The organism is Pseudomonas benzenivorans, assembly GCF_024397895.1.
In the GTDB taxonomy this organism is placed as follows: domain Bacteria; phylum Pseudomonadota; class Gammaproteobacteria; order Pseudomonadales; family Pseudomonadaceae; genus Aquipseudomonas; species Aquipseudomonas benzenivorans_A.
The window spans coordinates 3,280,933-3,293,407 of record NZ_CP073346.1 but is presented as its reverse complement, the minus strand read 5'-3'; the positions used below and the strand labels follow the sequence as shown (position 1 = coordinate 3,293,407).

At 66.4% G+C, this 12,475-nt stretch carries 13 protein-coding genes; 10 read left to right on the top strand and 3 right to left on the bottom strand.

What is annotated here, in order from left to right; all coding sequences use genetic code 11:
- Positions 1–216 precede the first annotated feature (216 nt).
- Positions 217–672 (top strand): GNAT family N-acetyltransferase, encoded by a 456-nt coding sequence (locus tag KDW96_RS15415; RefSeq protein ID WP_255837109.1) that lies wholly within the window; start codon positions 217–219, stop codon positions 670–672.
- 66 nt (positions 673–738) lie between these two features.
- Here the strand turns inward: KDW96_RS15415 and KDW96_RS15410 are convergent, their stop codons facing one another.
- On the bottom strand, positions 739–2,334 hold the full coding sequence (locus KDW96_RS15410; RefSeq protein WP_255837108.1) for a protein kinase family protein: 1,596 nt from the start codon (positions 2,332–2,334) through the stop codon (positions 739–741).
- Between the two features lie 125 nt (positions 2,335–2,459).
- Between KDW96_RS15410 and KDW96_RS15405 the strand changes: the two genes are divergently transcribed.
- From KDW96_RS15405 to KDW96_RS15380, 6 genes are all read left to right on the top strand, one after another.
- Positions 2,460–3,299, top strand: coding sequence for a M90 family metallopeptidase (locus KDW96_RS15405; RefSeq protein ID WP_255837107.1), 840 nt, complete (start codon positions 2,460–2,462; stop codon positions 3,297–3,299).
- A gap of 77 nt (positions 3,300–3,376) precedes the next feature.
- Positions 3,377–3,904, top strand: a complete 528-nt coding sequence (gene ppa / locus KDW96_RS15400; protein ID WP_255837106.1) for an inorganic diphosphatase — start codon at positions 3,377–3,379, stop codon at positions 3,902–3,904.
- A gap of 557 nt (positions 3,905–4,461) precedes the next feature.
- Positions 4,462–5,052 (top strand): hypothetical protein, encoded by a 591-nt coding sequence (locus tag KDW96_RS15395; RefSeq protein ID WP_370295115.1) that lies wholly within the window; start codon positions 4,462–4,464, stop codon positions 5,050–5,052.
- Between the two features lie 417 nt (positions 5,053–5,469).
- A complete protein-coding gene (locus KDW96_RS15390) occupies positions 5,470–6,324 on the top strand; it encodes a DUF6502 family protein (RefSeq protein ID WP_255837104.1) in 855 nt (284 codons plus the stop codon).
- Positions 6,321–7,706: a DUF5666 domain-containing protein gene (locus tag KDW96_RS15385; protein ID WP_255837103.1), complete on the top strand. Its 1,386-nt coding sequence runs from the start codon at positions 6,321–6,323 to the stop codon at positions 7,704–7,706. The genes KDW96_RS15390 and KDW96_RS15385 overlap by 4 nt, the downstream gene beginning before the upstream one ends.
- Before the next feature lie 156 nt (positions 7,707–7,862).
- Positions 7,863–8,615: a hypothetical protein gene (locus KDW96_RS15380; RefSeq protein WP_255837102.1), complete on the top strand. Its 753-nt coding sequence runs from the start codon at positions 7,863–7,865 to the stop codon at positions 8,613–8,615.
- 101 nt (positions 8,616–8,716) lie between these two features.
- On the opposite strand, the gene KDW96_RS15375 is transcribed toward KDW96_RS15380, so the two are convergent.
- Positions 8,717–10,081 carry a heavy metal sensor histidine kinase gene (locus KDW96_RS15375; protein ID WP_255840536.1) on the bottom strand — a complete coding sequence of 455 codons (1,365 nt, stop codon included), beginning with the start codon at positions 10,079–10,081 and terminating at the stop codon, positions 8,717–8,719.
- Positions 10,081–10,761, bottom strand: coding sequence for a heavy metal response regulator transcription factor (locus KDW96_RS15370; protein WP_255837101.1), 681 nt, complete (start codon positions 10,759–10,761; stop codon positions 10,081–10,083). The genes KDW96_RS15375 and KDW96_RS15370 overlap by 1 nt, the downstream gene beginning before the upstream one ends.
- A gap of 194 nt (positions 10,762–10,955) precedes the next feature.
- Between KDW96_RS15370 and KDW96_RS15365 the strand changes: the two genes are divergently transcribed.
- The 3 genes from KDW96_RS15365 (at position 10,956) to KDW96_RS15355 (ending at position 12,443) form a co-directional block, all read left to right on the top strand.
- Entirely contained in the window at positions 10,956–11,207 is a 252-nt protein-coding gene (locus tag KDW96_RS15365; protein ID WP_255837100.1) for a DUF2933 domain-containing protein, read from the top strand.
- A 100-nt stretch (positions 11,208–11,307) separates the two neighbouring features.
- The gene (locus tag KDW96_RS15360) at positions 11,308–11,523 is read left to right on the top strand and encodes a hypothetical protein (RefSeq protein ID WP_255837099.1); all 216 of its coding nucleotides are present in this window, start codon (positions 11,308–11,310) and stop codon (positions 11,521–11,523) included.
- 104 nt (positions 11,524–11,627) lie between these two features.
- Positions 11,628–12,443 carry a TlpA disulfide reductase family protein gene (locus KDW96_RS15355; RefSeq protein WP_255837098.1) on the top strand — a complete coding sequence of 272 codons (816 nt, stop codon included), beginning with the start codon at positions 11,628–11,630 and terminating at the stop codon, positions 12,441–12,443.
- Positions 12,444–12,475: the final 32 nt, after the last annotated feature.

Sequence of the window (12,475 nt, the reverse complement as noted above, 5' to 3'; positions counted from 1 at the left end):
CTCCGCCGCCGACTCGATGCCCCCCAGGCCGGCAGCGACCACCTCGAACATCACCTCCGGGCCGGCAGGCACTCGCCTTATGCTCCGACCTTCAGCACATAGATCAAACGCTTGCTTAGATTGCGCTTTCAAAAAGCCTTAGGCAGCATCGCCACGTTCACCGGCATCGCACCAGCACTGCCGGCACCTGCCCAATCCCCTGAAGTCGAGGCCGCCATGCGCATAGTCCCAGCCACCCTGGAGCACCTGGACCTGCTGACCCCGCTGTTCGTCAAGTACCGCGAATTCTACGGCGAACTGCCCTACCCGGACTCCTCGCGCAAGTTCCTGGAGACCCGCCTGCGCCGCAAGGAGTCGGTGATCTATCTGGCCCTGGCCGACGATGACGACCGTTTGCTCGGCTTTTGCCAGCTCTACCCCAGCTACTCTTCGCTGCTGCTCAAGCGCGTGTGGATTCTCAACGACATCTACGTCGCCGAAGATGCCCGCCGCCAGCTGGTCGCCGACCGCCTGATCCAGACCGCCAAGAAGATGGCCAAGGAGACCAACGCCGTGCGCATGCGTGTATCCACCAGCAGCGACAACGAGGTGGCACAGAAAGTCTACGAGTCCATCGGCTTCCACGAAGACACTCAGTTCAAGAACTACGTACTGCCGATCAACGGCGACTGAGCCGTCCGCTCGGCTTGCGCCAGCGCCGCAGGGATGCGGCCAAGGGCCGGTGCGGCCTCAGGCGTTCTAAGGCCCGCCCAGCAGGCTGAACCACAAACCCAGTCCGACTTGCAGCAATAGAGCCCCCACCAGCGCCAGACGCCAGGCCTGCCGGGGCGCCTGAGCGCGCGCGACAGGTTTCAGCCCCAGGGGTTGATGCAAGGCCTGACGCCATTCGGACAGCGCCGTGAAGCGTGCCGCCGGCTGCGGCGCCAGGGCCCGCGCCAGCACCCCGTCCCACCCCGCCGGCAGCCCGGCCATAAAGCTCGCCAGGGGCACATAACGCGTCGATTCACCCGTGCCTGCACAGGCCACCTCCGGCCAGCGGCCGCCCAACAGCCAATAGACCAGCGCGGCCAGGGCGAATTGATCGGCACGCCCGTCCACCGCGCCCGATCCGCGCAGCTCCGGCGCCAGCGGTATCGCCTCGACCGGCAGGCGCTGACGGGGCACCCCGGGCAGCAGCGCGGCCTGCTCCGGCAGCAACAGCAGTTGCCCCTGGGGATTGACCAGAATGCACCTCGGGTCCAGCCACAGGCCCTGCATGCCGCGCCGCTGCAGGGCGCGCACCGCGGCGATCAGCTGATCGAGCAGGACCAGCAGCGCCGTTGCCTCCGGGCTGCCATGGGCGGCGCTCCAGTCGCTCAGGCTCTGTACGTCGGCAGGCGGCGCCTCGAGCAGGAGAAAGGCATGGCGACGCGGCTGGTGCGGCGACAGCACCTGCGGCAGGCTGACCACCGGGCTGCGGCGCAGCGCCCATTCGCGCTGCCAGAAGGCCTCATCGGCCGCCTGCTCGGCAAGCCACAGCAGCCCCTCGCGACCGCCGTCCTCACGGGCGCGGTAGAGTCGCCCGGGCGGACCGTACGGGCACGCCTCCAGCAGGGTCCAGCCATCCAGCCGCATTCCCACCGTCGCCGGCACCGCCGGCCACTGCTCCCGAACAGTCGCCGGCGCCGAGTTGTCCACAGCGCCGGACAGCAAGCACATTGCCGCACCGGGCGCACCCAACCAGGGCGCCAGCAACGCCGCCAACCCCTCGCCGGACAGCGCCACGCAGCCGTCACGAAAACCCTGCAGGTCGCCTACCGCGAGCAGCGGTTGCGGCGCCAGCAAGAGCACCTGCCCCGGGCTCAGCGGCAGGCGGTGCTGCACCAGCGCCAGCTCGGCCTGCGCGCCCAGCTGCAGGCCGTCGCGCCCGACCAGGCTATGCAGGACGCCGTCCTGATCGCGCAGCAAACCAATGGCCCCGGCCTGGAGAAAGTGCGCGTCGCCTGCTTGCAGCAACAGCACCCCGGCATTGAGCTGTGGAATCCGCTGACCACTGCGCTGCCGGCGAAACAGCTGCTGGTTGAGCGCCGCCAGCACCTGCCGCGCAGCCTGCGCCTCGCTCCAGCCTTGCGGCGTACAGCGGAAATCGGCGAACAGCGCATCCAGATAATGCTCCAGGCTTTGCACCACTTCGGCGCACTCGCGCGCCCAGAGCAGGGCCACCAGCAGCACCGGCGCACGCCCCTCGCGTCCGTCCAGCCACATCGCGCGCACCCGCGCGGCCTGGCCCGGCAGGTCGATGCCAGGGCCGTGCACCAGGCTCGCGACAGGATGATCCAGGCGTTCTATCGACATCGCCAGTCCTCCTCGCGGTCATAGTCGCTCAGTCCGTTGCAGCCTTTGTGCCGACGCGCCGCCACTTGCCGCCCATCCGGGCGCCGCTTAAGGTGGGCCCATCAGCCAACCCGAGCCGTTTCTGCATGTGGTCCTATCGCGCCTGGCGCCGCCGGCGCATCCTTGCCCGTCATCCGGTCGAACCCGACACCTGGGTCGCCGTGACCCACCGCCTGCCGATACTCGACGGGCTCAGCGAGGACGAAATCCGCCTGCTGCAAGAGCGCGCCGTGCTGTTTTTGCATGACAAGCACCTCAGCGCCCTGCCCGGCGTCGAGCTGGACACGGTCGATCGCCTGGCCCTGGCCGCCCAGGCAGCCTTGCCGCTGCTGCATCTGGAAGAACTGAACTGGTACCAGGGCTTTCACGAGATCGTCCTGTACCCGGACGACTTCGTCAGCCCGCAGCGCCACCGCGACGCCAGCGGCGTGGTCCACGAGTGGGATGGCGAGCACAGCGGCGAGGCCTGGCAGCAGGGCCCGGTGATTCTTGCCTGGCCCGGTGTGCAGGCCAGTGGCGGCTGGGACGCCTACAACCTGGTGATCCACGAACTGGCGCACAAGCTGGACATGCTCGGCGGCGATGCCAACGGCCTGCCACCGCTGCACCGCGACATGCGCATCCAGGACTGGGCCGGCGCCATGCAGGACGCCTACGACCGACTCAACACCCAGCTGGATGCCGATCCCCATGCCAGCACTGCCATCGACCCCTATGCCGCCGAAGACCCGACGGAGTTCTTTGCCGTCACCAGCGAATACTTCTTCAGCGCCCCGGACCTCCTGCACCAGGCCTTTCCGGCGGTCTACGCGCAACTCGCGCAGTTCTACCGGCAGGACCCGCTGACGCGCCTGCAGCGCCTGCAAGAAACTCACCCGGACTACCGTAGCCACGCCAAAGAGACGCCGACCGCCACCAATGGCTAGACAGCCCGGCATAGCCAGCGCCGGGGAATGTGCCTATAATCGCGCCACTTTTTTGGCCCATCCCCGGGAGTCGCCCCATGAGCTACAGCAAGATTCCAGCAGGCAAAGACCTGCCGAACGACATCTACGTCGCCATCGAGATCCCGGCCAACCATGCGCCGATCAAATACGAGATCGACCACGAGACCGATTGCCTGATGGTCGACCGCTTCATGGCCACCCCGATGTTCTACCCGGCCAACTACGGTTACATCCCCCACACCCTGGCCGACGACGGCGATCCGCTCGACGTGCTGGTGGTCACCCCTTACCCGGTGGCGCCGGGCTCGGTGATCCGCGCCCGCCCGGTCGGCGTGCTGCACATGAGCGACGAAGCCGGCGGCGACGCCAAGCTGGTCGCCGTACCGCACGACAAGCTGACCGTGCTGTACAAGGACGTTCAGGAATACACCGACCTGCCGGCCCTGCTGATCGAGCAGATCAAGCACTTCTTCGAGAACTACAAGGATCTGGAGAAGGGCAAGTGGGTCAAGGTCGAAGGCTGGGGCGGCGCCGAAGAGGCCCGCGGCCTGATCAACAAGGCGGTCGCGGCTTACCAAAAATAAGCCCTGACCACCCCCTAAAAGCCGGCCACAAGCCGGCTTTTTTATTGCTCGATTTCTGCATCTTGATCATCTGATTCAACCCTGCGGCATCCCTCCCCCTCAACAAGGCAGCAGGCCAGGCAAAATCGCGCCTGCGCGCAACCGGCTGCCGCGGTCAACCCACCCGAGGTGGTGGGCTGGCACTAGAAAGCCCCCAACGCGGGGAGTCCTGATGATCGGTCGTTGACACTCGGACTGACAGGTCTAATCTCATGGTGTGGGAAAATTTCCCACACCATGATGCTAGCTGGCTCAGAAGGATCTTGCGGAGACCGCAGTCGCCATTCACTGCAGATAGTTGGCCGCGCTGGTTGGCGGACCGCCCGATGGGCGGCGGGAAATTAACTGGTTGCTGACTTCGATACGGACGTAACCAGGCAACGCAAAGCGGAGGTTCATCATGCTGCTCAAGAAATGTTTGTTGGCCCTGGCCATTGGCGGAGTCCTATCGGCATCAACGGTTCTGGTTCCCGATTACATTGGCGGTTTCTCCAGCGTCTACGCCAAGGATGGCGGCAGTGGCGGTGGATCCGGTAGTGGAGGTAGCGGAAGCGGCGGCTCCGGCGGTGGAGGCGGTGGCTCTGGAAGCGGCGGCTCCGGAAGCGGAGGTAGCGGAAGCGGCGGCAGTGGAGGCTCGGGAAGCAGCGGACACGGAGGAGGCGGACATAGTGGCAGCGGCCACGGAGGCTCGGGCGATGGCCACGGTCATGGGCATGGACATGACCGTGATGGAGCCCGGGAAGCCGCCAGAGACGCCGCAGATGCAGCCCGAGACGCGGCCAGAGATGCCGCGGATGCAGCCAGGGACGCCGCCAGAGATGCCGCAGACGCAGACCGGGACGCTGCCCGAGCGGCTGGCGTACCGGAAGCCGAGGCAGATGCCGCGCGGGATGCTGCCAAAGCCCAGGCAAATGCTGTCAGGGACGCCGCCAAGGCCGAGGCTGATGCGGCCCGGGACGCCGCCAAGGCCGAGGCAGATGCGGCCAGAGGGCCTGACGACGACGCCGACGACGCAGCCCGGGAGGCTGCCGAAGACGCTGCCGACGCAGCCAGAGAAGCGGCTGAGGACGCAGCCGACGCAGCCAGAGAAGCACTCGAAGACCTGGTGAGCGCGTCGAGTGCGGCGGCCCCGACCAGCAACTAAGCCCCCTCGGGCGAGCGGCGGAGTCGTCGTTTGACGGCGGAATCAGGCGGCGCCCCAAGGCACCGGATGTCGACCTGGCCGAGGCAGGGCAGCTGGGCCAGCGCGCTCTGGAATGAGTTCGCTGGCCCACTGATGGAGCGGTACCGGGGCGTTTGAGGGCCGAGTCGCGTCGCGCGACACGGCGTATCGGAGGCCGTGGCACCTTACTCTCCAGTGGTGTGCAGCAAAACCCTGATCCGCACACGAGCAACCGGGCCGCTGACCCAAATGGCTGCAACACCCTAGGCGATGAAGGTGCAGGCGCGGAAAATGGCAAAGCGAAACCGCGGCCCGGGCGCTCAGAAAGCCTCCCCGCACACCAATGTCCCAAGGTAAGCCGTACATGCGAATGCCCACTCTGCCCCCTTCTCTGCTGCCGGCGCTGCAACACGTGATGCGCCCATTGGTGAGGCTGATGCTCAAGAAGGGGGTCACCTATAACGGCTTTGCCGAGTTGCTCAAGGCGATATTCGTCGATGTTGCCGAGCGCGAGTTTCGTCTCGACGACAAGCCCCCGACCGACAGCCGGGTCAGCCTGCTGACCGGCGTGCATCGCAAGGATGTCCGGCGCCTGCGGGCCAAGGCGGACGAGCCGGACGTTGCGCTGCCCGAAATCATCTCGTTCGGGGCCCACCTGGTCAGTGTCTGGTTGAACAGCACACCCTTCTGCGAGCGACCCGGCAGTCCGCTGCCCCTGGCGCGCCTGGCCAGCACGAATGACCAGTGCTCGTTCGACGCGCTGGTGGCTCAAGTCAGCAAGGATATTCGTGCCCGCGTCGTGCTCGACGAGTGGCTGCGCCTGGGCGTCGTGCGATTGGACGACCAGGACCGCGTCCACCTGGAGACCAAGGCGTTCATCCCACAAAAGGGGTTTGACGAGAAGGCCGCCTACTTCCAACACAACCTGCACGACCATGCCTGCGCCGCCGTGCACAACCTGACAGAGAGCGGGGCGCCCTTCTTCGAGCGCAGCGTCCACTACGACAGCCTGTCCCCCGCCGCGGTTTGCCAACTGCGCGAAGCCGTTCAGGCCGAAGGCATGCAGGTGCTGATCGGCTTCAACCAGTTGGCCGCCGAACTGGAGGAGCGGGACGCTCCGGCCCCGGACGCCCGGCAGCGCATCACCATCGGCCTGTATTTCTACACTGAACCCAGCCCGCCGCCAGGCGTCCCACCGACCAAGGCCAGTTCGTCATGAGCACTGCTTCTCGCCTCCTGTACGCGATCGCTTTCCTATGCGGACCCTTGCTGCTCGCCTCGACGCCGCTGAGCGCGGCTCCCGCCTGCATTGATCCGGGCGGCATGGGCGGCACGGGCGCCGTTGCCACCGGCGGCATCGGCGGCACCGGTGCGCCTGCCGATGAGGGCGGAATGGGCGGCACGGGCATTGTGGGCACCATCACCGGCTTTGGCTCCATCTGCGTCAATGGCGTGGAAGTGCACTTCGACTCCGCGGTTGCGCTCAGTGAGAACGGCGCCCCCGCCAGCACCGACAGGCTGGCCGTCGGCCAGGTGGTGGCGGTGGAGGCCAGCGCTTCGCCCCACGGGCTGCGGGCACGCAGCATCGCCATCCTGCACGCCTATGAAGGTCCGATTACGGATGCACAGGCGGGCGCCGCCGCGCTGCGCGTAATGCAGCAACCTGTTCACCTCGCGCCGGGGGCCCGGGTAGCGCAAGGCTTGCGCATCGGCGAGCCGGTACGGGTCAGCGGCCTGCGCAATGCCCGGGGCGAAGTGGTTGCCAGCCGGATTGATCGGGCACCGAACCTGACGCAGGTCAGCGCAATCGGCGCCGTGCAGCGAGCCGGCGACCTGCAGGGGCTGGCCCTGAGCAAGCCGCTGGCACCCAGCGGCGAGGTGCTGGTGCGCGGGACCTGGGACGGCAAGCGGCTGAATGTCGCCCGTACGCAGCGCGATCCCGGCATCCCCTTCGCCGGACGGGTGCGTAACGCGCTGGTGGAGGGTCTGGTGCGCGGCCAACAGGGCAATCGCATCGAACTCGGCGGGTTCACGGCCTATGTGGACCGCAGCACCGCCTACTCCGGCGGGCAGGTCGGCGACCTCGCGGTCGACCGGCGTATTCGGGTGACCGGCATATTCAGCAAGGAACGGGAAATCCGGGCCGCGCGCATCGATCTTTCCCCTGAGCGCCCCTTCTCCTCCAGCCAGCAGGGTTCGGGCCAAGACAGCGCGTCCAGCACAGACACCGAGCAGCACGAAAGTACGGGTTCTGGCCGACGCACCACTGAGTCGCGCGTGCGAAGCCATGACGGCGAGACCCGGGAGAGAATCGAGCGCAGAGAGGAGTCCGCTTCCGGCGACCTGGAGCGTCGCGAGCGGATCGAGATCCGTGAATCCGCCGACCGACTGGAAACCCGGGAACGGATCGAAATCTTCGAGAACGGCGTGCGAGTCGAGCGGATCGAGCGGATCGAGCGGATCGAGCGGATAGATCGCGATGACAAGCCGGAACGGGTCGAACGGATCGAACGGATCGATCGCGATGACAAGCCGGAACGGATCGAGCGGATAGAGCGCGTGGACAGGCCCGAGCGAGTCGACAGCTCCGGCCCGGGCTGAAGCGCGAAGCAGATAGCCGGCTAAGCTAAAGCGGGTGCGATGGTGTTCCCGCCCGGCCCACCGGGGAGCCGGGGTAGCCGGACGCGGTGAAGCTGGCGTCGGGGCGGGCCACGCTGGAAATCCGGGCTTCGATATCGCGATAGCAACGAGGTAGACATGAGAGGCGTTCGAGTGATCCTGCCAGGCCTGCTGGTATTCCTGGCCATGCCCGCCCTTGCCGAGTCGTTCACGCTGACAACGGGCCTGGATTACTCGCGGGGCCGGTATGGGACGCCCGTCACCAGCGAGACCTGGTATGTACCGGTGATCGCCAGGTATGAAACGGGCCCGCTGATCTACAAACTGACCATCCCCTACCTGCGCATCAGCAATCCCTCGGTGGGCCCGGATGGCGAACCCTTGTCCGGGGGCTGCGCCAGCGTTGAAAGCGGCCTGGGCGACACTGTGGCCAGCGCGGGCTATGCACTGCTGGACGGCAGTCGAGGCGACGGGCTGTTTCTGGACCTGGTCGGCAAGGTCAAGCTGCCCACTGCCGATGAAGATCGCTGCCTCGGTACCGGCAAGACCGACTACTCCGCCCAGATCGACCTCGCCCGGAGCTTCGGTGCGCTCAGTGGTTTTGCCACCCTGGGCTGGAAGAAGTTCGGCGACCCAGCGGGCACGGACTTTCGCGACCCGATCTACGCCTCACTCGGCTTCGTTACCAGGCTTGCGCCCGCGACTTCCGTGGGCGCGGCCTATGACTGGCGCCAGAAGGTGACCGCCAATGGCCACGAGACCCAGGAGATCACGCTGTTCCTGAGCCAGCGACTCAGCCCATCCTGGAAGGTGCAGCTGTACGCGCTCAAAGGGTTCTCCGATGCCAGCCCGGACTCCGGCGGTGGATTGCTGCTCAGCCATTCGTTCTGAATGGATTGCCTGGCCGTCGCAACAACCGATGAGCAGCCGGAACTGCACTGCCAGCCCCAACGGCCGGCTCGCCTTGGGCATAGGACCTGGATTCCCCGCAGCTAGCTGGCGAACGCCATGTGGAACGCCGTCCGTCCATCCATCGAGGTACACCAGATGCGGCCGCCATGGGCCTCGACGATCGAGCGGGTGATCGCCAGCCCCAGGCCTGCATTGCTCGGCCCGCCCTCCCGGCGTGCCGGATCGGCGCGGTAGAACCTGTCGAACAGGCGCTCGAGGTGTTCCGGGGCAATGCTTTCCCCCGGATTTTCCACCACCAGTTCGACAGCCGAATCGCTCTGGCGGATATCCACCGAGATGACCTGGCCTTCGGCGGTGTAGCGCAGGGCATTGGACAGCAGATTCGAGATCGCCCGGTGCAGCATCAGCGGGTCGCCGCAGACGCTGGCCGCCCCGGATACCCTGAGCGTGATCCCTCGCTCGTCGGCCAGCAGCTGGTAGTAGTCGAACAGCTTGCTCACCACGGACTCGAGGGCGACCGGTTGCTGCTGCGGAATGATCAGGCCGTTGTCCGACTTGGCCAGAAACAGCATGTCGTCGATCATCCGCGCCATGCGCCTGAGGTCCTCCAGGTTGGAATGAAGATTCTCCTCGTAGGCTTCGACGTCGCGCTTGCGGCTGAGAATGACCTCGGTGTGGGTCATCAGGCTGCTGAGCGGTGTACGCAGTTCGTGGGCGATGTCCGCGGAGAAGCTGGAGAGGCGCACGAAGGCCTCGTCCAGCCGGCCCAGCATGGCGTTGAACGAGGTCGCCAGTTGCTGCAGCTCCAGCGGTACCGGCTCCAGGGGAATGCGCTCATTGAGCGACTTGGCCGACATCGATGCCGCCAGCTCGGTGACTCGGCGCAACGGCCGCAGCCCGCTGCGCGCCACCACCCAGCCCAGCCCGGCGCTGACCAGGGCGCTGATGGCCAGGCCGAACCAGAACCAGCGCTGCAACGTGCCGAAGAACGACATGTGGGTGGTCACGTCGAGCGCCAGCAGCACCGTCAGCGGCTCGCCGCGCGCTATCGGTACGGGCGCGGTGATGCCGCGGTACATGCGCTTGCCGGCCTGCCACTCCCACAGCGTGGCCTCGGGATAGCGGCGATACCGCGCCGGGATGCTCAGCGAGTCCGTACTGGAGAACAGCACGCTGCCGTCACCATCGAGGATCAGCGCGCTCAGATCATGGTGCGCGCCCAGCAGCGCATTCAGCTGCCCCCGCGCCTTCGCCAGGTCGGTGCCGGGCGCCGCCCGGAGGATGCCCTGGGTGGAAGCGAGCTTCTCCTCCAGGGTCTGACGATCGAGCAATTCGAAGTGATGCTGGCTGAGGCGATTGAAACTCAGCGCCGCGATAGTCAACACCGCGGCCACCGCCAGCATGAACATCAGGCTCATACGGGCCGTCAGGGACAGCCGATTGATCAAGACTCCGGCTCCTCGAGCATATAACCCATGCCGCGCACGGTATGGATCAGCTTGACTGCGAACTCATCGTCGATCTTCGCCCGCAGGCGGCGCACGGCGACCTCGATGACATTGGTGTCGCTGTCGAAGTTCATGTCCCACACCTGCGAGGCGATCAGCGACTTGGGCAACACCTCGCCACGCCGACGCAGCAGCAGCTCGAGCAGGGCGAACTCCTTGGCGGTCAGGTCGATACGCTTGCCGGCGCGAATGGCCCGGCGCTTGAGCAGGTCGACCTCCAGGTCGGCGATCTGCAGGCTGGCCAGGCTCGGCGCGCTGTTGCCGCGACGCAGCAGCGTGCGCACCCTGGCCAGCAGCTCGGAGAAGGCGAAGGGCTTGATCAGGTAGTCGTCGGCGCCCAACTCGAGCCCCTTGACCCGGTCCTCGACCCGGTCGCGGGCGGTGAGGAACAGCACCGGCATCGCCTTGCCGGCTGCCCGCACCAGGCGCAGGACCTCCCAGCCGTCCAGGCCGGGCATCATCACATCGAGAATCAGCAGGTCATAGGGCTGCTCGAGGGCATATTGCAGGGCTTCGGTGCCAGTCATCACCCGATCCACGTTGAAGCCGGCCTCGCTGAGGCCCTGCTGCAGGTAGATGCCGGTCTTGGGCTCATCTTCGGCCACCAGAATTTTCATGGGCGATTTTCCGGGTTGCTAAGACGGCGAGTGTGCAGCGAATCGGCCACACCAACCAGCAGCTTACGCAAATGTAATCTCCGTATCAGCTGCCTGACAGGGGCACTGTCTAGGCTGTGAATGAGGCGTCCAAGTGTTCGCTTGCCTTCGCGGAGCGCCGCCTGCCGCGCCCAATTCGCCCCGGGAGTCGCCTGATGCCCCACTCGCCACCTCGCTCCGATGCCCCCACGACGCCTTTCTGGAAAAGCAGGAACGGCGTGGTGCTGATGCTGCTGGCCATCGCCCTGTTCTATCTGGCCCGGGAACACTACGGGCATATCTCGCAGCTTCTGCCCTACCTGATCCTGCTGCTATGCCCGCTGATGCACCTGTTCGGCCATCATCATGGTGGTCATCGCCATCAGCATGGCGAATCGGACAGCACCAGGCATGAGCCTAGGGAATGAGTCATGCCCTGCGCCTACCGCAGGTCGCCATCGACTGATCGAGGACGCCGGGCGCCCCTGCACCCGACCAATGTATCAACCCATAGCCCGGAGACGACCGATGCATGACACCACGATGTGGCCACTCGGGCCTTTGACGATGCTGCTCTTTGCCGCCCTGATCATCCTGCCATTCTGTCTGATCTTCAAAAAGGCCGGGTATTCGCAGTGGCTGGGGCTGCTGATGATTGTGCCGCTCGTCAACCTGATCCTCCTGTATTTCCTGGCGCTCTCTACCTGGCCCCGAGACAAGGCAGAGGATAGCCTGGGCGACTGAACACCCTGACGGCCTGGCAGCTAGCGCCGCTACCTATCGCTCCCGAGGGAATTCGCGCAGCGCGCCCGCGCACAATCTCATCCTGGTAGCCGGGAGGCTCTCGCGTGTTAACCGTTAACCTGGGCCCGCTGACCCTGGGCGTACCCCACCTGCTGCTGATCGGCAGCTTGCTGCTGGCGACGCTTAGCGGCTGGTGGGCTGGCCGCGCCAGCGGCCGCAACCCGGAACAACAGGTGTTCCGGCTGTTGCTGGTGGCCCTGCTGGTCGCCCGCCTGGCGTTCGTGGTGAGCTATATCGAGCACTACCGAGACGCGCTGTGGAAGGTCGTGGACATCCGTGACGGCGGCTTCATCGCCTGGCCCGGTGTCCTCGCTGCGCTCATGCTGGGCGCCTGGCAGGCCTGGCGCGACCGTGGCCTGCGCAAGCCGCTCGGCGTGGCGCTGGCCGTCGGGGTACTGAGCTGGGGAATCGGCACACTCGCCTGGCAGGCACTGGAACAAGGCACCCGCCTGCCCGAACTGGTGCTGCGCGACATTAGTGGCGCGCCGGTCGCACTGCAGGACTACCGGGGCAAACCGCTGGTGATCAATCTCTGGGCGACCTGGTGTCCGCCGTGCCGGCGGGAAATGCCGGTGCTGGCCGAGGCGCAAGCCCGGGAACCGGCCCTGACCTTCCTGTTCGTCAACCAGGGCGAGGGGCCGGGCGAGATCCGTCGCTTCCTCGACCACGGCGGCCTCCAGCTGCGCAACGTACTGCTCGACAGCGACGGGCGCCTCGGCCAGCAGGTCGGCTCCATGGCCCTGCCGACCACGCTGTTCTACGACGCCGAGGGCCGCCAGGTCGGCAACCATCTGGGCGAGCTATCCCGCGCCAGCCTCGCGCGCGCCCTGGAAATCCTGAGAGAGAATGGCCCGCCCTGATGCCCGGCTAGCCCGGGCTTGACCTTGCCACG